This is a genomic window from Psychrobacter sp. GP33 (genome assembly GCF_014119005.1).
Classification (GTDB): domain Bacteria; phylum Pseudomonadota; class Gammaproteobacteria; order Pseudomonadales; family Moraxellaceae; genus Psychrobacter.
In genome coordinates, this window is sequence record NZ_JACGYX010000002.1 from 274,245 (window position 1) to 296,710 (window position 22,466).

The 22,466-nt window shown below is 42.5% G+C and carries 19 protein-coding genes and 4 tRNA genes; 11 read left to right on the forward strand and 12 right to left on the reverse strand.

Translation table 11 applies throughout. The annotated features are described in order from the left end of the window. The 4 genes from H2245_RS03655 (at position 1) to H2245_RS03670 (ending at position 4,460) form a co-directional block, all read left to right on the forward strand. Positions 1 to 810: an acetyl-CoA carboxylase carboxyltransferase subunit alpha gene (locus H2245_RS03655; protein WP_182405995.1), complete on the forward strand. Its 810-nt coding sequence runs from the start codon at positions 1 to 3 to the stop codon at positions 808 to 810. Between the two features lie 203 nt (positions 811 to 1,013). Further along, the gene (tilS, locus tag H2245_RS03660; RefSeq protein ID WP_182405997.1) at positions 1,014 to 2,618 is read left to right on the forward strand and encodes a tRNA lysidine(34) synthetase TilS; all 1,605 of its coding nucleotides are present in this window, start codon (positions 1,014 to 1,016) and stop codon (positions 2,616 to 2,618) included. A 233-nt stretch (positions 2,619 to 2,851) separates the two neighbouring features. After that, a complete protein-coding gene (gene proC, locus H2245_RS03665) occupies positions 2,852 to 3,682 on the forward strand; it encodes a pyrroline-5-carboxylate reductase (protein WP_182406242.1) in 831 nt (276 codons plus the stop codon). A gap of 208 nt (positions 3,683 to 3,890) precedes the next feature. After that, positions 3,891 to 4,460, forward strand: a complete 570-nt coding sequence (locus tag H2245_RS03670) for a YggT family protein (protein WP_182405998.1) — start codon at positions 3,891 to 3,893, stop codon at positions 4,458 to 4,460. Positions 4,461 to 4,560: 100 nt separating this feature from the next. Here H2245_RS03670 and H2245_RS03675 read toward each other — a convergent pair whose 3' ends face one another. Beyond that, on the reverse strand, positions 4,561 to 5,358 hold the full coding sequence (locus H2245_RS03675; protein ID WP_182406000.1) for a hydroxymethylpyrimidine/phosphomethylpyrimidine kinase: 798 nt from the start codon (positions 5,356 to 5,358) through the stop codon (positions 4,561 to 4,563). Positions 5,359 to 5,849: 491 nt separating this feature from the next. Here H2245_RS03675 and H2245_RS03680 point away from each other — a divergent pair. From H2245_RS03680 to H2245_RS03690, 3 genes are all read left to right on the forward strand, one after another. Next, positions 5,850 to 5,939, forward strand: a tRNA-Ser gene (locus H2245_RS03680). 181 nt (positions 5,940 to 6,120) lie between these two features. Next, a tRNA-Arg gene (locus H2245_RS03685) sits at positions 6,121 to 6,197 on the forward strand. A gap of 290 nt (positions 6,198 to 6,487) precedes the next feature. Next, positions 6,488 to 7,168: an RDD family protein gene (locus H2245_RS03690; protein WP_182406002.1), complete on the forward strand. Its 681-nt coding sequence runs from the start codon at positions 6,488 to 6,490 to the stop codon at positions 7,166 to 7,168. Between the two features lie 181 nt (positions 7,169 to 7,349). Here H2245_RS03690 and panD read toward each other — a convergent pair whose 3' ends face one another. The 10 genes from panD to H2245_RS03740 form a co-directional block, all read right to left on the reverse strand. Beyond that, complete coding sequence (panD, locus tag H2245_RS03695) at positions 7,350 to 7,730, reverse strand: aspartate 1-decarboxylase (RefSeq protein ID WP_182406004.1); 381 nt, start codon at positions 7,728 to 7,730, stop codon at positions 7,350 to 7,352. Positions 7,731 to 7,944: 214 nt separating this feature from the next. Then, positions 7,945 to 8,526, reverse strand: coding sequence for an aminoacyl-tRNA hydrolase (gene pth / locus H2245_RS03700; protein WP_182406006.1), 582 nt, complete (start codon positions 8,524 to 8,526; stop codon positions 7,945 to 7,947). A gap of 247 nt (positions 8,527 to 8,773) precedes the next feature. Next, on the reverse strand, positions 8,774 to 9,433 hold the full coding sequence (locus H2245_RS03705; protein ID WP_182406008.1) for a 50S ribosomal protein L25/general stress protein Ctc: 660 nt from the start codon (positions 9,431 to 9,433) through the stop codon (positions 8,774 to 8,776). A 405-nt stretch (positions 9,434 to 9,838) separates the two neighbouring features. Then, entirely contained in the window at positions 9,839 to 10,783 is a 945-nt protein-coding gene (locus tag H2245_RS03710; protein WP_182406010.1) for a ribose-phosphate pyrophosphokinase, read from the reverse strand. A gap of 91 nt (positions 10,784 to 10,874) precedes the next feature. Next, positions 10,875 to 10,950: transfer RNA gene (locus H2245_RS03715), tRNA-Gln, on the reverse strand. Between the two features lie 216 nt (positions 10,951 to 11,166). Then, a tRNA-Gln gene (locus H2245_RS03720) sits at positions 11,167 to 11,242 on the reverse strand. A 162-nt stretch (positions 11,243 to 11,404) separates the two neighbouring features. Next, positions 11,405 to 11,983 carry a hypothetical protein gene (locus H2245_RS03725; protein WP_182406012.1) on the reverse strand — a complete coding sequence of 193 codons (579 nt, stop codon included), beginning with the start codon at positions 11,981 to 11,983 and terminating at the stop codon, positions 11,405 to 11,407. A gap of 130 nt (positions 11,984 to 12,113) precedes the next feature. Beyond that, on the reverse strand, positions 12,114 to 13,088 hold the full coding sequence (gene ispE / locus H2245_RS03730) for a 4-(cytidine 5'-diphospho)-2-C-methyl-D-erythritol kinase (RefSeq protein ID WP_182406014.1): 975 nt from the start codon (positions 13,086 to 13,088) through the stop codon (positions 12,114 to 12,116). An 89-nt stretch (positions 13,089 to 13,177) separates the two neighbouring features. Further along, positions 13,178 to 13,807, reverse strand: a complete 630-nt coding sequence (gene lolB, locus H2245_RS03735) for a lipoprotein insertase outer membrane protein LolB (protein ID WP_182406016.1) — start codon at positions 13,805 to 13,807, stop codon at positions 13,178 to 13,180. Between the two features lie 210 nt (positions 13,808 to 14,017). Next, entirely contained in the window at positions 14,018 to 15,970 is a 1,953-nt protein-coding gene (locus H2245_RS03740; RefSeq protein WP_259365067.1) for a hypothetical protein, read from the reverse strand. Positions 15,971 to 16,570: 600 nt separating this feature from the next. On the opposite strand from H2245_RS03740, the gene hemA reads away from it, so the two are divergent. The 4 genes from hemA (at position 16,571) to H2245_RS03760 (ending at position 20,679) form a co-directional block, all read left to right on the forward strand. Continuing rightward, complete coding sequence (gene hemA, locus H2245_RS03745; RefSeq protein ID WP_182406018.1) at positions 16,571 to 17,941, forward strand: glutamyl-tRNA reductase; 1,371 nt, start codon at positions 16,571 to 16,573, stop codon at positions 17,939 to 17,941. Positions 17,942 to 18,401: 460 nt separating this feature from the next. Further along, complete coding sequence (locus H2245_RS03750; RefSeq protein ID WP_182406020.1) at positions 18,402 to 19,556, forward strand: aminotransferase class V-fold PLP-dependent enzyme; 1,155 nt, start codon at positions 18,402 to 18,404, stop codon at positions 19,554 to 19,556. A gap of 153 nt (positions 19,557 to 19,709) precedes the next feature. Further along, a complete protein-coding gene (locus H2245_RS03755; RefSeq protein WP_182406022.1) occupies positions 19,710 to 20,147 on the forward strand; it encodes a YeeE/YedE family protein in 438 nt (145 codons plus the stop codon). Between the two features lie 97 nt (positions 20,148 to 20,244). After that, positions 20,245 to 20,679, forward strand: a complete 435-nt coding sequence (locus tag H2245_RS03760) for a DUF6691 family protein (protein WP_182406024.1) — start codon at positions 20,245 to 20,247, stop codon at positions 20,677 to 20,679. An 88-nt stretch (positions 20,680 to 20,767) separates the two neighbouring features. On the opposite strand, the gene H2245_RS03765 is transcribed toward H2245_RS03760, so the two are convergent. Continuing rightward, on the reverse strand, positions 20,768 to 22,432 hold the full coding sequence (locus tag H2245_RS03765; protein WP_182406026.1) for an AMP-binding protein: 1,665 nt from the start codon (positions 22,430 to 22,432) through the stop codon (positions 20,768 to 20,770). Positions 22,433 to 22,466 lie beyond the last annotated feature (34 nt).

The window sequence follows — 22,466 nt, forward strand, 5'->3', positions numbered from 1 at the left end:
ATGAGTACCGTCTGGGATAGCGTTCAGCTAGCACGTCACGCCAAACGTCCATTATTTATGGATTATGTTAATCAGTTGTTTACTGAGTTTGATGCATTGCATGGTGACCGAGCCTATGCCGATGACAAAGCCATTATTGGTGGTTTGGCGCGCTTAGACGGTAAGCCGGTGATGGTCATTGGTCAGCACCGTGGACGCAGTACGCGAGAACGTATCGAACATAACTTTGGTATGGCAAATCCTGAAGGCTACCGCAAAGTAATACGTTTGGTAAAAATGGCAGAGCGCTTTAATATTCCAGTGATGACATTTGTTGATACCCAAGGCGCCTATCCTGGTATTGGCGCTGAAGAACGTGGACAGGCGCAAGCCATTGCTGAGAGCATCGCAGTGTTTTCTAGCTTAAAAGTGCCTATTATCGTCACGATTATTGGTGAGGGTGGTTCAGGTGGCGCGCTCGCCATTGGCGTTGGTGATAAAGTAAATATGCTGCAAAATAGTATTTATTCGGTCATCTCTCCTGAAGGCTGTGCGTCAATTTTATGGAAAACCGCTGAAAAAGCTAAAGATGCCAGTGAAGCGCTGAAATTAAATGCTGTGAATTTATATCAGATGGGCTTGATTGATGCCGTTATTGAAGAAGGTGAAGGCGCGCACATTCATCCGCAGCCGGTGATGAACTCGCTTAAAGCGTTGCTGACTGAGCAGATGGATGAGCTGCAGAAAATGGACGCGACCGATCGTTGTGAACAGCGTTATCAGAAGCTTAAAACTTTTAATTCTAACGTGATGTTACCTTTAGCTGTTTAATCTTAAGGGTAATTGATTTTAAGAGCTATTAATTTTAAGATTAAGTGACAAGATAACAAATGATACAATAATGAACGTGCTACTTAGTGGCACGTTTTTTTATATGTAAAATAAATGAAACCATGTTAATAAAATCCATATTAATAGACCATAAGTTAACAAAAGCCGTGTTAGTAAAAGCCAATAAATTCATAGGATAAATTATGAGTAGCCGTGCCATCCGTTCCTATCCTATTGAGCCCATAAACGCTTCAGTGCCGATAGATAAAAATTTAGCAGCAGCGCTATTAGCCAGTTTGGCTGAATGTGGTGAACAGCTACAGGGTCGTCGAATTTGGCTAGCATGCAGTGGTGGACGGGATTCTTTGGCACTCGCTGCCTTGTGTTTGCAGCTATATCGGAACGGTAAATTGCCTTTTTTACCGCAGCTTCTACATGTCAATCATGGCTTGCAAGTAGATAGTGATAACTGGGCACAGCATGTGGCAAATTGGGCGCAAGTACAGCAGATGCCTTGTTATATTCTACCAGTTACGGTAGCAGGGCAGGATGAACAAGCAGCACGGCAAGCGCGCTATCAAGCGATGTACAGGCATATTAATCAGGGCGATGTGCTAGTCCTTGCCCATCATGCCGATGACCAAGCCGAGACTGTGCTCATGCGCTTGATACAAGGGGCGGGAGTGAATGGTTTATCAGGGATGCAAGCATGGCGTGAACACAGACAGGGCGCACGGCATAATAGTTTATGGCGACCTTGGTTGAGCGTCAGTCGCGCAGATATTACAAGTTATGCTGAGCGCTTACAGCTGCCTTATATCAATGACCCTACTAATGATAGTGGCGATAACGTACGTAGCGGGCTGCGCCGCGATATCATGCCGATATTAGCCCGTTATAATGCCAATGTGGTGCATAATATTGCGCGTAGTGCCCAATTGCTTGCCGATGCGCATGCTAGTGTAAGCGCGCAAGCTCATGAGGATTGTCAGCACACTGCTATTACTTCACTATGTTATCCGCCATTTCAGCGTGTACTTGATATTGATAAACTATCTACGTTGCCTCCTTATCGGCAACGCCAATTGCTGCATTATTGGCTGGCGCAAGATGAGCCGCTACCGCCGGCAAAGCAACTGGTTGATGATATGCTGGCGCTCATAGCCCGTATTGATGCCAATCATCAAACAGCACTAGATTGGTATGCCAATACTAATACTTACCGCATTCATCGCTATCGTCAGCAACTATTTAGGCTAAGCCATTCCTTTTTAGATTGGCTTGCTATGCCACTAGTTGAGCAAACGCAATTATTAACATCCGTCTATTCTTCTAATGACTGTTCTGATGATAAGCCAAATAATATCATCTTACGTGCCGATAAGAGCTACAGCTGGCAATTACAACTGATACCGGATATATATGAGCATTTATTAAAACTAATCTCAAATCAGTTGCATCCTCACTTTAACAATACAGACACCCTACTGATAAAAATTACTTTATTAGGTCGGCAACAACGGCTACAAACTGCACTAGCTACTCGCCCTCAAGCTGGTAAAAAATTGATGCAAACGCTTAGCATACCTGTATGGCTGCGTGATAGCTTAGTGGTTGTTAGCGTAGTCTTGCCTGATACCGATGTAGAGTTGCCATTATTATTACTATCTCCATTTACCAGCTGGGTGTTAGGAATAGATAAGTCGTCGATAGATAAGTCGTCGATAGATAGTACGAGCGATGATTTTGGCAATGTATTAGACAGTAGCATAAGCAGTCATTTGCACTGTACCTTGTCATCAAAATGACGCACAGGCACCTTATCATTCGGCTTTACAGCTACTATCCCTTAAGTTTCACTCCGCATTGGGCTGGATTTAAAAATTTACCGTTGCCTTTTTTATGTCCTATCAATTTATTAAACGGCAAAAGTAGCAGTATGATAGACTAAGTGTCCTTTTATATGCCCTGCCGTCACGCTAAAAATGCGGTTATTTGCGCAGTGCAGGACGGTGATGAGGAGAGTTGAATGTCTGAATTAATGAATGCATTAGATAATAAAAAGATAAGTTTTATTGGCGGCGGTAATATGGCGCAAGCCTTAATTAGTGGCTTGCTGGCTTGTGGTGTTAAGCCTGCGCTGATTACCGTATCAGCGCCAAGTTCTGAGACTAGAGATATTTTCACTGCCCAACAGATCAATACTGTGGATGCCAGCATCGAGCCAAAAGCTGCCGTTATTGATGCCGATGTGGTGATACTGGCGGTCAAGCCGCAGATGATGAAAACTGTTGTCAGTGAATTTGCCGACGTGTTAGATAAACAGCTGGTTATTTCAGTGGCGGCAGGTTTATCGACAGCCGCGTTATCACAAATGCTGGGTGGCTATCCGAATATTGTGCGTGCCATGCCCAACACCCCGGCTACTATCCAAATGGGCGCAACTGGACTGTATGCTACTGAATCCATTAGCTCCGCTGAAAAACAGTTGGCAGCAGCAGTGATGGCAGCGTCAGGCTTGGTGATGTGGGTTACGGATGAAGCACACATGCATGCCGTTACTGCAGTTGCCGGCTCTGCACCTGCCTATGTATTTTATTTTATTGAATCGATGGTCGATGGCGCGGTTGCATTGGGGCTGGATAAAGAACAAGCCACAGCGCTAGCGATGCAGACAGTGCTTGGCGCTGCAACTATGGCAACGGGCAGTCAAGATAGTCCTGCTGAGCTACGCCGCAAAGTAACATCGCCTAAAGGCACCACTCATGCAGCGATTGAATCGATGCAAGACAATCAGATTGGACAGCATATTGCTGAAGCAATGCAAGCCTGTTACGCGCGTAGCCAAGCGATCAGCGAAGAGATAAAATAAATCGATTTAAAAACATTTTATGCAAATTATGTAAAAGTAGCGGTCTTTATAACCTTAGGAATTTTTAATATAAACGTTCTAAATATAGATATTATAAAAGTCGCCATTTTAAACCATATAGACAAGTAGCAAGAGCAGTCCCCCTTACTTAGCCGCCGTTAATCTGGCTGTTATTCTTTATTAGCACAGGCATATTGAGTAGCGCTTCATGAACAATACGTTATTACAACTTTTTGATTTGGTCACCACCTTTGCCATGCTATTGGTGTTTATCCGTTTTATGCTGCAATTTGCTGGGATGGATGCACGCGACCCTTTAGTTGCTCCAGCTTATAAAGCCACCCATATTGTCGATGTGTTTGGGCGTATCTTTCCGACCGTTGCCCAAGGGCGTATCAGCCTTGCAGCGATTGTATTGATGCTTCTGATTCGACTGATTGATATTGCCGGCAAGGCCGCATTGACGCATACAGGCATTGCGCCCGTGCCACTGTTTTTTACCGGTACAATTAGTCTAGTACTCGACTTCTTGCGTATGTGTCGTTACCTTGTTATAGGGTCAATTATTGTGAGTTGGATTGTGGTCTTTACACAGTCTCAGCATCCGATTATTGGTATTATCATGAGTTTGGCAGAGCCGATTTTAGCACCATTTCGCCGTATCACGCCAAACTTAGGCATGCTTGACCTATCACCCATGATTGCCTTCTTTGCCTTTTACTTACTTGAGATTTTTATTGGCGGCATCGCCTCGAATTTTATGCCTATGCTGGGCTAAGCTAGTTAAAATTATTTAAAAAGTTTTAATAAAAAGACGCGTTATTACTCAATAATAACGCGTCTTTTTTATGCTTGAATAAGCAGTTTATGTAAAGCTATTATTTAAAAGATACAAAGCGATTAGGGATTAATTGCGCTTGAGCATTATTCGGATGTGGCGCGTCGGCAGTCCGCAGCGTTTGCGTAATCCAACTATCTGCTGCCATAACCGCATTAACCACCGTATCACCCATGGCTAAGCGTCCAGCAATAAAGCTTGCAAGTGAACAGCCAGAACCATGAAATTCGCCGTCTAAGCGCGGTAACACACTTTTATGCACCATCTCACCTTTAATATATAAATACTGCTCAATATCGCCTGTCTCAAAATCATGCGACGTCTTTACCAGTACTGCATGTGTCCCTTGTGCGCAAAGCTTCTGTGCGCCAATATGCAAATCCTGCTCGCCACTTAATGCTCGCAGTTCATGCGTATTGGGCGTGATTAACGTCGCGTAGGGCAATAGCTTAAGAAAGGCAGCAACCAACGTTTGCTCATCGCCTAAGCTACCGCCACTATTGGCAACCAGCACCGGATCGAGCACAAAGGGCGTACGCGCTGGGATAATGGTATCGGCAAATAGCTGGGTGAGCATGGCGATATTATCCGTCGTGCCCAGCATCCCCGACTTAATCACGCTGACGGGCAAATCCGCAAGCACCGTAGTCGCTTGCGCCTTGACCAAATTAGCTGCACAGGCTTCAAAACCAAATACTTGCTGCGAGCTTTGTACCGTAATCGCTGTACACGCAATGGCAGCATGTGCACCAGCTTGCCCAATCGCTTCGATATCGGCTTGTAGTCCTGCGCCACCTGATGGATCTAGTCCTGAAAAACACAGCACAACTGGACGCATAACGTCTCCTTATCTATTTTTTTAGTATCGGTATTAGTATTAAGAAATGAATCAATACGGTATCACTGGATAAAGTAGGGCAAAGTATTTATTTTTTTAAATTATCTTATTGCCTTACCGCTTCAAGACTATAGCGCTCCCGCCATTAAAAAGCCATAGTAGCGATATTAGGTAAGTTGTCATTTTAGCCACTATTCTATAATGCTCGCTTACAAATAATACGCTATGACAAAATCCTTGATATTTAAACCCTTAAAACCAGCCTAACACAGCTAAAATAACGCTGCTCAACCTCTAAATTCACCTAATAACGCAATAAATTTGTTCGAATGAATGAAATTATTGCAAAAGTATGAGGAAATCGTCCGCTAAGGCTTGCAATTCTGTTTGGCTTTGCTATAATGAGCGCCCACGACATAAGACGTATCATTAGCATTGATACCGTTTTTTATATGATGATCAGTTGTCATACGAAGAGTCTTACATCGTTCGGTGAAGTGGGTGAGTGGCTGAAACCAGTTCCCTGCTAAGGAACCATACGTGTAAGCGTATCGAGGGTTCGAATCCCTCCTTCACCGCCATTAATTCGGTTTATTAGTAGAGTTAATATAGCAACAAGCGTCAGAATATTGGCTAGTAATTAAAATAAGAATTTTAGATTTTAATGAAAAAAGATATTGACAACTGCTAAATTATCTATATAATAACCAACCTAATTTACTACAAAGTTAAACACTGCGTAGTAGATGATGTGCAAAGTACGCGCTTGTAGCTCAGTTGGATAGAGCACTTGGCTACGAACTAAGGGGTCGGGAGTTCGAATCTCTCCAAGCGCACCATTTGCATTATCACTAGAACACTAAATTAATCGCCTGTCTTATGACAATTTGGCGGTTTTTTTATGTCTGTTAATTTTTGCTTTCTCTTTAGCCATTCTTCCATGGCTTTTCCTGCATAACTTTTATCGCTACCGCTTATCATTTTATTTGTTCATCAGAATTTTTTTAGCGCTCATCATTGTAAAATTTGCCCATTATCTGCTTTATATTGGTGACGGATAATATCCGATATGTAGCCCAAATTACGGTACAATAGTGGCACTGTTTCTTGCTTGCTATGAGTTCGTGCCATGTCTAAAACTATGCCAAAAAGTACGCCAAAATCTGCGGTTACCTCTAGCGTTCAAGGTAAGCCACCGTCGCAGCAGCGCCCGCCAAATATGCAGGAACCCATCCATGAGCCAATGATTGCCCATCCAATGGAGCGCGTTGTTGCTATTGTCTATGATGGGATGTTGATTTTGGCATTACTGTTTTTGGTTGGCACCGTACTAACAGTGATTGGCACTTTGCTGACTATGCAGACGGGTACTGAATCAGCACAGGCGCAGTCATTGCCAACTTGGTATCAGAACTTTATTATGACGCCCTCATTTGTGCTGACGCTAGTAGGCTTCTATGGCATGTTTTGGCGGCGGGGCGGGCAGACGTTAGGTATGCAAACGTGGCGGCTTAAAACGGTAAATAATGCTGGTCACTTGCTAACATGGGCGCAGTCTTTCAAACGTATTCTAGCGGCTTGCTTGATGCCGGTATTGTGCGTGATTATTGGTAGTCTAATTGGTGGCTCACGTGCAGTATTATTGACCAGCGCCTTTTTTGGTTTTATTTTTAATTATATCTTTTGTTTGTTTAACCGCCGCGGTCTTGCGGTACAAGACATGCTCTCAAACACCATTACTTTAAAAATGCCAAAAGTTGCCCAAGAAGGCTTATGGCGCGGGTTTAGAAATCGTAAAAAGAATCGCTAGTTCTATTTAGCGAGTGATAACTATTAGCGAGTGATAACTATTAGCGATAATTTTAACTTTAGTTTTTCCGGTTTTGAATCTAAAAATATAAAAAAGGCTAAGTCTATTGCGACTTAGCCTTTTTTTTGAATTATAAATCTTTTAAGACAAAAAATCGCACTTATCAGCCTAATGTTGGCGATTAGGCAACTTGTACCGGAATAATATTGGCGGTGTCTTTGACGCTATTGTCTTCGTTACAATAAACCAATTTTGGCATATAGACATCGGCTTCTGCTTCACTAAACTGAGCATACGCACAAATGATGACGATGTCACCAAGATCTGCCATGTGAGCGGCAGCGCCATTTAACGAGATAATGCCAGAGCCTGCTTCCGCGCGAATAGCGTAGGTGCGAAAGCGCTGACCATTGGTCACGTTATAGATGTCAATTGACTCATTTTCACGCAGACCAGCAAGGTCGAGTAAATCACTGTCGATGCCGCATGAGCCTTCATAATGGAGTTCAGCATGCGTGACGCGGGCACGGTGCAATTTGCATTTCAGCATATTAAGTAGCATAGGGTGCTTCCTTAGCGTAACAAAAGTAAAAAAGTAATCTGTTAATGGGGACGAGTTACAATTAATAAAAGCATGAGCATCATATATAAACAAGCATAAGGCTTATAACAGAGTCAGGCGCTATAGCATAGTCAAAAAGCTAAATGTAAAAAGGCTAAGCGTAAATAGAAATAATCATAGCTGATTGATTTCAGTATCAATAATAAAATGAGTATTAACTAGGTAGTTTAAAGCCGTTAATTTTTTCACGAGCGCGTTCAAGATCGCCATTCATAATTAATGGCAATGCCTCAAATGCTGCTGTCAGTGCACTATCAATACCAATTTGCTCATCAGGTGAAGCTTTAGACAGCACATGACCGCTGACTTTAGACTTATGACCCGGATGACCAATACCCACGCGCAGACGATGAAAATCACTGCCAAGATGCGGTGTGATATCACGTAGACCATTGTGCCCACCATGACCACCGCCTGTTTTTAGCTTAATGCTACCAGCGGGTATATCAAGCTCATCATGCGCAATCAGCATCTGATCATTATCAATGCCATAAAAATTCACCATCGGCACGACAGAGTCACCAGACTTATTCATAAAGGTTTGTGGCAATAATAACCGCACATCATGCCCATGAATCTGCCCACGACCAGTCAGACCGTGAAATTTTTTGTCAGGACTGAGCGCAATATTAAACTGCTCGGCTAAATGGAAAACAAACCAAAAGCCCGCATTATGGCGCGTAAACATATATTGCTGACCAGGATTGCCAAGACCAACGATAAGTTTTATGGACATAAGAATACTCTGCTGATAATCAATAAATAACAGGTGACGCTAAAAAAGGGTGACAGTAACTAAAAATGACGGTCAATAAGAATATAACTATCAGGAATCTGGCAGGTATTTAAAACTCCCTAGATTTCCATATGTTACTTACAAAAACAGCAGGAGACATGCATCTCCTGCTGAGTTTAATAACAAGCCTGCAGATTGATAGTAGCGTATATCGTACGCAACTTAACAACCATATAGGTTTTGCTTATTATTCTGCGTCTTTAGTTTGAGCAGTTGCAGGAACTTCGCTAGCATCGACAGCATCGGTATCAACTTCTTCAACAGTAGGTGCTTGCATGTTCACGATAGTACGGTCGTGTGCATCTTCCATATCAAGGTCAAAGATGATAACGCCTTCGGGCAATTTAATGTCTGATAAACGGAACAAATCGCCAATTTCCATGCCAGATACGTCTACTGCTAAATATTCAGGTAGCTGTGATGGTAGGCAAACGATTTCAACATCAGTGACTACTGTAGATAGGATACCAGATTTTTTAGTACCAGGCGCATCTTCAGCACCAGTGAAATGTAGAGGAACATTCATGTTGATTTTTTGACCTTTCACAACGCGCTGGAAGTCAGCATGCATTGGGTAGCCTTTAGCAGGATGGCGCTGTAGCGCTTTAATCACTGCTTGATACTCTTCGCCATCAACGTTGATGGTCAAAATATGAGAGAAGAAGGCTTCAAATTCAAGCGCTTTTACCAACTCGTTATGCTTGATAGCGATTGCTGTTGGCTCTTCGTTACCACCATAAATGATAGCAGGAACTAGATTCTGCTTACGTAGGCGGCGGCTCGCACCTTTACCTTGTTGGTCTGCAGAACGGTCAACGGCATTTAATGCAAAATGATTAGTGCTCATGGATATAATCCTATAAAAAGAGTAATGAAGTCGCGGATCTAAATAGTAGGCTTGCGACCAGCCCACTAATGCCTAAAGATAACTTTGATACTTCATTATCAACCATAACGTTTATCGTTAATAATGAAACTATGAGCTATCCACTACACATAATCATCAATGATGACGGTAATATTATTACCATCACAGACAGTCATACGCAGGGTAATCCACACTTCGAATAATACCGACCAGCTTATACAAGCATTTAGTCAATACAGGCGCGCATTATACGTGCTTTTGTAGTAATAATAAAGGCTTACAGCAAACGCATCCTGCCAAATCTCATTCATTGAGGGTTAGCTAGGATGCGTCTGGTTATAGATAATATATAAAGATTTCGCTTAATGGGTACAAGCAGCGGTGTTATTCAAACATTGCGCTGATAGATTCTTCATTATTAATACGGCGTAAGCTTTCAGCCAGCATTGGCGCGATAGAAACTTGACGAATTTTAGAACAAGCTTTAGCAGCAGCAGATAATGGGATAGTATCGGTAACCACCACTTCATCTAATGATGATTCACTGATATTTTTCAGTGCATTACCAGACAATACTGGGTGAGTAATGTAGGCAAGGACACGGCGCGCGCCGTTGTCTTTCAAGGCTTGGGCGGCTTTACATAGCGTACCAGCCGTATCAACCATATCATCGACAATCACGCAATCGCGGTCACGAACATCACCAATGATATGCATCACTTGCGATTCGTTGGCACGGGCGCGGCGCTTATCAATAATGGCTAGGTCGGCATCACCTAATAGTTTTGCCATAGCACGCGCACGTACTACACCGCCAACGTCAGGTGAAACCACCATGATGTTGTCATAATCTTGTTTTTGTAAGTCATTTAATAACACAGGCGTGCCATAAATATTATCAACAGGAATGTCAAAGAAACCTTGAATTTGATCTGAGTGCAAGTCAACAGTCATTACGCGGTCAATGCTCACAATGTTAAGCATATCAGCAACGACTTTCGCAGAGATAGGCACACGCGCCGAACGTGGACGACGGTCTTGACGGGCATAACCAAAATAGGGCATTACAGCAGTGATACGACCGGCACTTGAGCGACGCAATGCGTCCGCCATCATCATGATCTCCATCAAGTTATCATTGGTCGGCGCACAAGTTGGCTGCATGATAAAGACGTCTTTACCGCGGACATGTTCTTTGATTTCAACAGCAATTTCGCCATCAGAAAAACGCGTGATGTCAGCTTTACCAAGAGGAATGTGAAGGTGGTCGGCTACGGTTTTCGCTAATTCAGGGTGGGCAGTACCGGTAAAAATCGCCAAATAAGGCATGACTGAAGTCCTATTGATTAACTCAAGCAGCGACCGCTAAGCAGTGTACACTGCTCAAATTAAGAAAATGTGATGGATGAATCGTAGAAAATGGCAGGGGTAGCTGGACTCGAACCAACGGATGTCAGGATCAAAACCTGATGCCTTACCAACTTGGCTATACCCCTGTAATGTTCAGGCTAAACATACGCTGTTGGCTAATAAATAACATTAGCATAACGTTGCTGCCTTTTTGATTTGCTTACTACACAGATAGACTGTCTAATAACCAACTTTCCTTAACGGTGTTCGTTGCGAACTATACCGAAATTGGAAGGGTGTTGTCAATTGCTATCCTATAGTTCATATTAAATGAGCTATCAGAATCATGCGAACTGAAAATATGGTAGGGGTAGCTGGACTCGAACCAACGGATGTCAGGATCAAAACCTGATGCCTTACCAACTTGGCTATACCCCTATTGAGGCGACCTATTATAAATAAATATTCAGACTTTGCAAGTCATTTGAGCCTTTTATTCAAAACTAAGTTATTCAGTGTGGGTTGTATCGCTACTATTGCAGTGGATAGAAGTTTTTTATTAAGTTTTTGAACCGTAAATTGATTCTGTACGAGGTTCCTCTAGACGAGAGGATTCACCACTCTACCACTCATAAACACAGCGGGTTCTGTCAAACAAGCTGTATTCTCTGGGTCATCGATAACAGTGTCACCTTTTCGTAAATAGTAGTTACCTATACGTTCTTTAATTTTACCACTCGTAATAACTTCCTCACCGAGTTTAACTTTGGTTCCATTTAGAGAGATAGCGTTTTCATTCTCAAAAAGAATAGCTCTATCTGGATAAAAAATAGGACTAAGGTACGTATTATTATTTTGAACAAAGTATAAGCAGTTATTTTTGATAACGTATTTGCCTTTCAAAACAAAATTGATCTCGCGCATTGAAAGAGTAGTTGCATAAGTAAACAGTTCAGCATGTGAGCTGGCTTTAGCATCCTGATGAGAAGTAGCAATTTTTTGAGAGTCATCTTTTGCTTCTGTTTCTAGTTGCTGTAGCAAAGCGATATTATCAGATGATCCATTAGAATTAGATTCATCATGAGATTTGGATAGTGGTATACACCCAGTTAAATTTAATGACAGGCAAACAAAAACTGTGGATATTATTAGACTCTTATTTAGATATGAGTAGCTCATATTAATAGCAACTTATTTTAGAGTTTATAAGATATTCTCGTTTTTAAAACAAACGACCTACTAGTTTGCTTCGTAAGCAAATATATGTCGAGTTAGTAATATTTTAATCTAATATAATTTATAGCCCATATCATAAACTTCCCACTACATACGCCTTACAAGGTGCATCTTCAATCCACTTTGCTAAAAGTACCTTATCACTAGCAACACTTGTATCCAGCGGTAAGAATACCGTACTACCAGAGCCGGTCATACGAGCTGTGCCACATGATATTTTTTCTAAACCCTGTAAGTATCGTAAGGCTGTATCGACAGCTGGTGCGAGGCTCGTTACCACAGGCGTAAAGACATTTCGATAAGGCGTATTTAAATATTGCATGTAATCATTGGACTGGTTTTTAATGGTTTCAATCAATAAGAGGGCAATATCTCGTCGTAAATTTGGGTGCGCGAACAGTTCAGCGGTGTTGACATGGGCGGCAGGCGTTAATATTAAATATTGCTGGGCAGGCAAATCAATGGTAGTCAATTGTTCACCAATACCCATCGCAATGGCATCTTGCCCAAAGATAAATATCGGTACGTCCGCACCAATTTCGGTACCGATTTTTATCAACTCATCACGATTAAAATTAAATTGCCACATCTCATTGAGCGTCATTAATGTTGTGGCAGCGTTGGATGAACCACCGCCCAAGCCTGCGCCCATTGGTAAATGTTTATCTAACCTAATTTTTATTTGAGGAAGTTGCTTGGGCAGCTTATTTGATGCTATCGCCGCTGCCAATAATGCGTGTGCGGCTTTGAAAATCAAATTGTCTTCTAAATGGCTGGTTATTCTATCGGCACCATGTAATAAGAGTAACTGGCGACAAAGACAATCAACATCTGCTATTTTATCTATAACTGTTGCTTTATCTGATACCAAAAAATGCAGATAGTCGCCCCAATTAAGCAAACGAAACACGGTTTGCAGATCATGATAACCATCCGAACGCTTACCAGTAATATGCAAAAACAGATTAATTTTTGCCGGAGATAGGCGCGTAATAGTACATTGTTTATTGTTTTGGACGCTTGGTGCTAGGAAGATGCTTTTAGCCATAGTCATATATCTTTATTAGCCATCCGTTTTTTAGTTTTAACTTTTAGCTGTTAATGATTATTAAGCAGTCATTAATAACCATATATCGCTTAGCGACCTTGATGGTTAAGAGTCATCACTACTTTTTGACCCGTGGGCTGGGTGGCGCTGATTTTATTTGGCAACTTATCATTGCCCTTATAAGTAAAGCTTGCGGTCCAATTGCCATTTGCAGAGCTTACCAAACGATTTTGGTTATCAACCTGTGGCGATCTATCGGATGGCGCAGCACGTCCAGAAATCCAGTAAGGCATTTGAGAAATTGGCGCTTGCCAGCCCGTGGCTTTTTGCAGCAAAGTTTCTGGGTTATTGGCAGTTAAGGTGCCAGTTTTTTCGCTAACCAATGTTGCCGTTTTACCGTCATATTCGATATTGGTTTTGCCAATTCCCAATGCACCGATTAATTCAATGGCAAAGCGCTCGTTTTCTTGAGCCCAAGCGTAAAATGCGCTGCCGCCTTGGGCTTCACCATTTGCTGGCGCCGAAACACCAATTTTACCTGTGATATTAAAGTTATCGAGTTTTTGCGTTTGAATGGTTGGGATTGGTTGTGTGGTATTGGCTTTAGGTAGTGACTGGCAGCCAGTCGTCAGTGCCAGAATAGCAGTGACTGCGCCAAAGATGGCAAGTTTTGTGGATTTATTTGTAGGTTTAAAGGGGGCTGCTTGGGTAGCAAACATAACATTTCCTCAAAGTATATCAATTAAAAAAATCAATTAGAAAAATGATTGCAAAAAATGCAACCGAAACTTGCAAACGCTTAAGCTTAACGGTTTTTTGTTACTCAGTTATGGCATGTTGTTCTTTTTTTATTGATAGATAGCTTAAAGGCTGATGACAAGCGAGCAATGACGACTAAATAGCTCAGCGGATATTTAAATGAGTTATGGTTAATACAGCTGAATACGATCTGTCACATTGTCTTGCCCGAAGGAAAACCGCTGTTGCAAATCCGCGAGTAGGGCATTTACTTTATCGGTGTTACCCAAACCTTGATAAGCGCGCAATAGTAACACCCCCGAGCGCAGGCTCGGTAATACGTCGTAGGGCGTTTGCAAGTATTCAATGACTTGAGCATAGTTAGCCTTAGCTAGGGCATTAGTCGCAAGGATATTAAGCGCTTGCAAGTGCAATTCGTTGTCATAACGCGGATTATCATAGCGTATCTGAATAATGGCAGAAGCCAGCGCTAGCCCTTGTTCTGATTGATTGTCATTAGATAGTAACAGTTGCGCGTAGCTCAGCTGATAGGACAACTCTTTTGGGTCAAGCGCTTGCAAGTGATTGAGCAAAGTGCGCTTAACGTCATAATCTTTGACATCATCGAGCAGTTGCGAGCGGGCGAAAAGTATCAATTCGCTGTTTGGATAAGTTCGGCTGGCACGGGTGAGCAAGCGTAGCGCCGCATTGGATTCATTTTGCTGTAATAATACGTCCGCTTGCAGCACATAGCTTTCAGGCGCAAACACTTCAAATTGTTGGCGCAATGTCTCAAGCGTTGCTAGAGCGGCATTAACGTTATTGTTAAGCAGCTCAAAAGCCACCACTTTTTTACGGGCAGCCAAGACTAAGTCTTCTTGCATCACGCCATTAAGATAGTATTTTGCCTGCTCAAAACGTTGTTGGCGTTCGGCACTAACGCCTAAATAGTAGTAAGCTTGGTCAAGATAAGCGGGGCTTTTTGCCAAGATATTTAGCAGTTGATCGGCACTGCGATATTGCTCAATATCTAAGCTAACCAGCGCAGCTAATAACGTGATTTCCTCATCTTCGGGGAAACGGTTGTGGGCTTCGAGTAACAACTGCCATGCCTCATTACTTTGTTTTAGGTCCAATAAATATCTGATTTCGTACAGATATAAATTTTTGCTACTCGGATTGCGTAAGCGTGCTTGGCCAATATAGTTCAGCACCGTGGCTGACTGTTCTATTTTGCGTAAAATATCGGCTTTTAAGGTTATAAAAGGCACATAATCGGGCTGACTTAATAAAGCACGCTCAATATGTACCAGTGCCGTTTGAGGCTCATTAAACTGATACAGTAAGCCCGCTTTTAAAACGGACAAAGAGGCATTTTGCTGGCTATCAATAGGCTGCAACGCAGCTAGTAGCTCACGCTGATCACTACTGTCTGTTGGATAAATACCAATCAAAATCTCACTTAAATCAGCGCGTGGATCATAACGCAAAATACGACTGAGGGTTTCGCCTGCTAGCGTATAATCATGTGCCTTTAATGCCAAATGTGCCACATAAAACCAACCAGGAACATGGTCTGGGTTTTGATTTTGCCAGGTTTGGGCAAAACGTAGCGAGCTGTTGATATCCTCATTGCGTAACGAAAGTCCAAGCGCGCGCTCAAATACAGCGGTTGCCTCATCTTTTAACGACTGCTGCTTATAAATGGCGACCGCACGCTGTGGCTCGCCGCGCGCAGCAGCAAACTCCGCATCCATTAGCGCATATAGGCTGGGTTCATTCAGCGAAGTTTGTAATACTGATGTCGCGCCTAAAGGCTTCGTACTACTTACCGATTTTGTGGTTGTGGTCTCATTGATACGTGTGCTTGACTTTTGAGTTGCCGCATTCACACCGCTACTTTGCACTTCATCTGCTTGTTGTTTTTTAGTGGCTGAGCCAAACAATGTATTAGGAATCAAAGCATCGAGCAATGGACTTAGAATATGCGCTTGCGCTGGGGCGTTCAGCAACAATAAGGCGAGCAATAACAACATAGGTCTATTAGCAGTACGGTTTACCACTGGCGTATTTGGCTTAATTCTAGAAATAGAAACAGCGGTAGACAAAGTAGTAGGACGAGACAGAAACCCAAAAAAAGTCATATGTCGTATTGTGCATCCATAAAAAGACGAAAAGCTGCTAAAGTAGCTAACCTGTCGCGATAAGAAACGGTAAAAAAGCAATCGTAGAAGATTAATGAACAGAAATATCATATCAAGAAAATAGCGGCTTACTCCGATTAATTGACGAGAATCAGATCAAAACCCTATAACAAAGTCATTATTATAAGTTTATTCCAAAGCCAGTATAGTCGCGAATAATCAGGATTAACAATATAGCTCGTGTTACATCATAGCAGTGCTGACCAACAATCGTTAATAGTATTCCTTGATTTATAATGCCTTTGCCCAAATGAAGACAATTAGCCTGTTCTATGGCGGTGAGTGTTAAATAAAACCTCTAACAATGGTATAATAGTCGGTTTTATCAAGACAGTATTCACTTTGCAATATGATTTTCAAATAATAACTAGGCGCTAAGCACACATGGTAAATGGTGCTACAGTACCTTCAATACTAATGATTCACTCTTTTTTATTCTTTTTTTATAATTATTTTCAGCAATCTTTAACAGTATCTTTTAATGTAGCATGACAACTTACTTAGCAAGTAAATGAGCATTATGTTTATGGTCTATCGATAATGAGATTAGTGGTCATTGGCGTCAATCACAAAACTGCACCAGTCGCTTTGCGTGAGCGCTTGGCATTTGTCGGTGGCGATATTAATATTGCGCTTGGGCAGCTCAAAGACTTTACTGATGGTAGCGTCATTGTCTCAACCTGTAATCGCACTGAGATCTATGCGCTGATGCCAGCAGAGCCTACACTATTAGTTAACGCCAGTCATCACGTCAGTCGTGAACAAGGCGTGAGTACTATAAGCCATTCAGCAGCAAGCAATTCAGTGGCAAATAATGATCATATTAACCATATCAAAACATGGCTTGCTGATTTTAAAAAGTTGCCATTGGCTGAAATTGATCCCTATCTTTATGTGCACCGTGATACCCATGCTATTACCCATTGGCTCAGGGTTGCAGCCGGGCTTGACTCCATGATATTGGGGGAGCCGCAGATACTTGGGCAAATCAAGCAGGCGGTACAACTTGCGCACACTGAGCATACAATCAATGGTCAGCTAGGCTGGATTATTGATCAAGTCTTTGCTGCTTCAAAGCGCGTACGTAATGAGACCAGTGTTGGCTCGCATGCGGTCTCCCTTGGCTTTGCTGCCGCCAAATTGGTAACGCAAATTTTTGATAATTTGCCGAGCCGTACCTTATTGGTAGTAGCAGCAGGGGAGATGAATCGCCTCGTTGCCACTCATATTGCCGGACTTGGGGTCGGACGGATTATTATTTGTAATCGCAGTCCGGAACGTGCTGAGATTTTAGCCGTCGGGTTACGGCAACCAAATCGCCGCGTAGAGGTTTGTTCGCTACAAGATTTACCCAACGTATTGGCAGAAGCAGATATTATCAGCAGCTGTAGCGGCAGCATGGATATATTGATTGATAAAATTATGACCGCGCAGGCGTTAAAACAGCGTCGCTATCAGCCGATGCTGATGATTGATTTGGCGGTACCGCGCGATATCGACCCAACGATTAGCCGAATGGATGATGTTTATCTATATTCTGTCGATGATTTGCAGCATGTTATTGCTGGCAACCTTGAGCAGCGCCGCCAAGCCGCTGTTGATGCAGAGTTGTTGGTCAGTCAGCTGGTGGTTGAGATGGAAAGGCGTTTTCAAGTCCGTCAAGTAGGTAGAGACATTCAGCAATATCGCAGCCGTACCCATGCACAAGTAGAGCAATTATTAACCGCCTCATTAACTCAGCTTGAGCAAGGGGAGGTAAGTGCTGAAGAGGTAATAACTGAACTGTCACGGCGTCTTAGCCAGACTATAAATCATGCGCCATCGAAGCTTATGCGCAAAGCCGCTCGAGAGGGCGACAGCGATTTGCTAAATTTTGTGGTGTCAGGGCTACAGGATGCCTATCGTCGCTAATTTTCATTCAGCATCAGCATGATGAACAATAGCAACTTGAGCAATAGCAACAAACCATTGTCAGCACTGAAAATCAGTGGTAATATCATCGTTATCTTACTTCAATTGGTAAATTAGGATTGAATTAATGATAGGTCAGATTAGTTAAAAATGGATATTAGCTAAAAAGGCTTCATTACTATCTGCTTACCACCGCGTAGCAATGCTAATGACGCTTTATGTAGTCTTACAGACCACATACCCTTACTAACGGCAATAGCGCGAGGTCAAAGTGCTATATCGTCAATCTAATGTTGTAACTCTAGCAACGCCTTTAGCCTTACCTAAATCTATAGTAATCCTAGCGATACACAGTCGATACTTAGTATCTTTGTGTCAGCTATTAGCGTTATCCATATCTCAATTTGTACCTGACTATTATTCAACCGCAAACAATCTAACAACAAACAAGGAATAGCTCATGCCTGCATTACGTCAAGATATTGATCCAGAAGGTTTATTAGAATATTCAGTCGTTTATACTGATCGTGCTTTAAACCATATGTCAAAAGCATTTCAGCAAGTGATGAACGATTTATCAACTGATCTAAAGGCCGTTTATAACGCTGATGCGGTTGCTATCGTTCCAGGTGCTGGTACTTACGGCATGGAAGCAGTGGCTGCCCAATTGGCACAAAATCAAGATTGCGTCATCATCCGTAATGGTTGGTTCAGCTATCGTTGGACGCAAATTTTAGAAAAAAACAATATCGGCAATACGACTACTGTTCTTGCTGCTGATCGTACTGAAGATACTGAAGCACCAAAACCATTTGCACCTGTTGATATCGAAACTGCCGTTGCTAAAATTAAAGAATTGAAGCCTGGTATCGTTTTCGCACCGCACGTTGAAACGTCAGCTGGTATCATTTTACCAAATGACTATATCAAAGCATTGGCTGACGCCGTTCATAGTGTTGGCGGCTTATTGGTTATCGACTGTATCGCATCTGGCTGTATCTGGCTTGATATGAAAGAGTTGGGTATTGACGTATTGATCAGTGCTCCACAAAAAGGCTGGAGCAGCACCCCTTGTGCCGGTGTCGTCATGCTTAGTGAAAAAGCGGTTGCGAAAGTAGAAAGCACCGAATCTAATAGCTTTAGCCTTGACTTAAAACAGTGGCTAACGGTTATGCGTGCTTATGAAAATGGTGGTCATGCTTATCATGCGACTATGCCTACTGACAGCTTACGTCAATTCCGTGACACTATTAATGAAGCCAAAGAAATTGGTCTAGATAAATTATGTGACGCACAGTGGGAACTTGGCAATAAAATCCGTGCATTGCTAGAAGGCAAAGGCATTGAAAGTGTTGCTGCTGAAGGCTTTAAAGCGCCAGGTGTTGTGGTTTCTTACACTGAGCGTGATGACATGCATAAAGGCACGGCATTTGGTGAACTTGGTATGCAAATCGCAGCGGGCGTGCCATTAAAATGTGATGAGCCAGCTAACTTTAAAACGTTCCGTTTAGGTCTATTTGGTTTTGATAAACTGACTGACGTTGATGGCGCAGTTAAGCGTTTTGAAGATGTGCTAAATCAAGTGCTTGCAAAAGACGAAGCGAAGTCTGCTTAATTTATCAAGCCAGCTTCTAAAATACCAAACTTTTGAGTTTGGTATTTTTTTACCTATTTATTATACTTTATAATATAATGTTTAATAATATATAGATTTTAAAATTATATTTCAAAGAACAGCATTGATAAAAATTAGCAGAGGCGAACCGTTATGAGTATACAGATAGACTGGCAAGCTTTTACTCCAATATCACTGGCAGGCGGCTTGATAATAGGGGCGGCAACTGTATTGTTATTACTGGGAATTGGGCGTATTGCGGGTATTAGTGGTGTTGCTTCAAGCTTACTTAAGCCCAAAAAAGTAGAGTTATGGCAAGTGCTATTTGTAGCGGGTTTGGTGATATCGCCGCTGCTGTATCAACTGGTAGCGCCATTGCCGATTGTAGATATAACTAGCTCATTACCGTTGTTAATTGGCGCAGGATTACTTGTTGGTTTTGGCACGCGGCTGGGTTCGGGTTGCACTAGCGGTCATGGTATTTGCGGTAATGCGCGCCTGTCGCCTCGGTCGATGGCAGCAACAGTGACCTTTATGCTGTTTGGTATTCTGACAGTTTATCTTGGTAGGCAGTTATTGGGCTTGATTTGACCATGTCATCACGCATGGCTGAGACTAAGAGTGCTAAGACCGTATTGAAGTCGATTTATAAACGCTTGTATCAACAAATAAAGTGCGAGAAATAATAATGCTAAAAAATACGATACTAAAAAACATGATTGGGCTGTTAACAGGGTTATTGTTTGGGTTTGGATTATTGATATCAGGCATGACCAATCCGGCTAAAGTACAAGGGTTTTTGGACGTGTTCGGTGCTTGGGATATCTCATTGGCACTGGTAATGGGTGGCGGCTTAATAGCGGCAATCGTTGGCGTACAAATAGCGAAACGTCAAAAAGTCAGCTGGATTGACACGCCGATAGAACTGCCAACCAAAACGGCTATTAATAAAAAACTCCTCATCGGGGCGATGCTATTTGGGATAGGTTGGGGCTTGGTCGGTATTTGCCCTGGACCTGGTATTGTGTTGCTTGGTACAGGAGTTTGGCAAGCCTATGTCTTTATACCTGCCATGATTATTGGGATGCTGATATATCAATGGCTTGAGCCGAAATTAAACTAACAGCAAAATTAAAAAATAAGTAAAAAGGTCAGCCTAACTTTTATTAGGGTGACCTTTTTTATCATAAATAACTTACTATTTTATAAGATTATTCTGGATTTATAGTTACTTTACTGGTTTCATGCGCCATTGATTTGGCGGCTTGGCGCAATTCGAACTTTTGCACTTTGCCTGTACTGGTTTTTGGAATTTCGGCAAAAATAATGTGCTTGGGTACTTTGAATCCTGCTAAATACTGTCGGCAATGTTCAATCACGGCATCACGCTGCAAGGTGCTACCGTCATATATTTCGATAAAAGCAATCGGTACTTCGCCCCATTTATCATCGGGCGCGGCAACAACGGCACAACTTTGAATTGCAGGCATTTTATATAAGACATTTTCGACTTCAATACTGGAGATATTCTCACCGCCCGATATGATGACGTCTTTTAGTCTATCCATGATTTTAATATAACCATCAGGCTGTTTGACGCCTAAGTCTCCGGTTCGAAACCAACCATCAGCAAACGCGGCTTCAGTGGCTTTGCGACTTTTTAGATAGCCTTTCATCACCATATTGCCGCGCAGAGCAAGCTCGCCCATATCTTCACCATCAGCTTTTACTGGCTCGGTGGTGCCTTGCTTGAAGACGTCAAAGCCAGTCATAAGGTGCGAGATGACACCTTGGCTTGATTTCTTTTGGGCGCGGGCGGCAATATCGAGCGCAGCCCAATCGTTTTGTTCCGCACAAACCGTCACCGGTCCATACACTTCCGTCAGTCCATAAACGTGGGTGATATCAAAGCCCATTTCTTCCATGTGTGTCAGCATGGTTTCTGACGGCGGCGCACCGGCAACCCAGCCTTTAACGGTGTGAGTAATCGCGGCTTTATATTCAGGTTTACCATTAGCAATCATGTTATGAACCACAGGCGCGGAGCAATAATGGGTGACTTTATATTTGGCAATTAGTTGTAACATTAAATCCGCATCCATTTTTCGCAAACAGACATTGACGCCTGCGCGTTCAGCGATAGACCACGGAAAGCACCAACCATTACAATGGAATAAAGGCAATGTCCATAGATACATCGGATGCTTGGGCATATCCCAATCTAGTATGTTAGAAATGGCGTTGAGCGCTGCACCGCGATGATGGTAAACCACACCTTTTGGCGTGCCTGTCGTACCAGAGGTATAGTTGAGAGAAATCGCATCCCACTCATCTAGCGATCTTTCCCAATTGTCTAAGTCGTCTGAGCTTTCGATTAATTCTTCATAACTCATTTGCCCGAATCTTTCCACATCAACAGCGATATCGGTGGCATGAATGATGATTAAGTTGGGAAAAGTTTCAATAATCAGCTCTGCAAGGTCGGCAAACTCACTATCCATGATTAATACTTTGGCTTCAGAATGTTGCAAGCAAAAAGTGAGCGCATTAATATCGAGGCGGGTATTTAAGGTGCACAATACACCTGCTGACATCGGTACGCCAAACGCACATTCAACCATAGCGGGAGTATTTGGCATCATTACTGCGACGGTGTCATTTTTATCAATACCAAGTTTACGCAAACCGTCCGCCAGTTGCCGGCAACGCGTAAAAGTCTGCTGCCACGTTTGGGTAAAATTATTATGCTCAAGGTCATCATAGATAATGGCAGTATTGTTTGGATAAACCTGCGCGCTACGGATAATAAAATCAATGGGTGTTAGCGGCTGATAATTGGCATCATTTTTACCAAGTCCGGTATGAAAGTCGGTCATTGTGATAATCCTTTATCTAAATGAAAATGGTTGG

Bases quoted from the DNA above. Each gene is read 5' to 3' on its own strand.
- H2245_RS03655 (WP_182405995.1), top strand. From the start codon at position 1: ATGAGTACCGTCTGGGATAGCGTTCAGCTAGCACGTCACGCCAAACGT.
- tilS (WP_182405997.1), top strand. From the start codon at position 1,014: ATGAGTAGCCGTGCCATCCGTTCCTATCCTATTGAGCCCATAAACGCT.
- proC (WP_182406242.1), top strand. From the start codon at position 2,852: ATGAATGCATTAGATAATAAAAAGATAAGTTTTATTGGCGGCGGTAAT.
- H2245_RS03670 (WP_182405998.1), top strand. From the start codon at position 3,891: ATGAACAATACGTTATTACAACTTTTTGATTTGGTCACCACCTTTGCC.
- H2245_RS03675 (WP_182406000.1), bottom strand. From the start codon at position 5,358: ATGCGTCCAGTTGTGCTGTGTTTTTCAGGACTAGATCCATCAGGTGGC.
- H2245_RS03690 (WP_182406002.1), top strand. From the start codon at position 6,488: ATGTCTAAAACTATGCCAAAAAGTACGCCAAAATCTGCGGTTACCTCT.
- panD (WP_182406004.1), bottom strand. From the start codon at position 7,730: ATGCTACTTAATATGCTGAAATGCAAATTGCACCGTGCCCGCGTCACG.
- pth (WP_182406006.1), bottom strand. From the start codon at position 8,526: ATGTCCATAAAACTTATCGTTGGTCTTGGCAATCCTGGTCAGCAATAT.
- H2245_RS03705 (WP_182406008.1), bottom strand. From the start codon at position 9,433: ATGAGCACTAATCATTTTGCATTAAATGCCGTTGACCGTTCTGCAGAC.
- H2245_RS03710 (WP_182406010.1), bottom strand. From the start codon at position 10,783: ATGCCTTATTTGGCGATTTTTACCGGTACTGCCCACCCTGAATTAGCG.
- H2245_RS03725 (WP_182406012.1), bottom strand. From the start codon at position 11,983: ATGAGCTACTCATATCTAAATAAGAGTCTAATAATATCCACAGTTTTT.
- ispE (WP_182406014.1), bottom strand. From the start codon at position 13,088: ATGGCTAAAAGCATCTTCCTAGCACCAAGCGTCCAAAACAATAAACAA.
- lolB (WP_182406016.1), bottom strand. From the start codon at position 13,807: ATGTTTGCTACCCAAGCAGCCCCCTTTAAACCTACAAATAAATCCACA.
- H2245_RS03740 (WP_259365067.1), bottom strand. From the start codon at position 15,970: ATGACTTTTTTTGGGTTTCTGTCTCGTCCTACTACTTTGTCTACCGCT.
- hemA (WP_182406018.1), top strand. From the start codon at position 16,571: ATGAGATTAGTGGTCATTGGCGTCAATCACAAAACTGCACCAGTCGCT.
- H2245_RS03750 (WP_182406020.1), top strand. From the start codon at position 18,402: ATGCCTGCATTACGTCAAGATATTGATCCAGAAGGTTTATTAGAATAT.
- H2245_RS03755 (WP_182406022.1), top strand. From the start codon at position 19,710: ATGAGTATACAGATAGACTGGCAAGCTTTTACTCCAATATCACTGGCA.
- H2245_RS03760 (WP_182406024.1), top strand. From the start codon at position 20,245: ATGCTAAAAAATACGATACTAAAAAACATGATTGGGCTGTTAACAGGG.
- H2245_RS03765 (WP_182406026.1), bottom strand. From the start codon at position 22,432: ATGACCGACTTTCATACCGGACTTGGTAAAAATGATGCCAATTATCAG.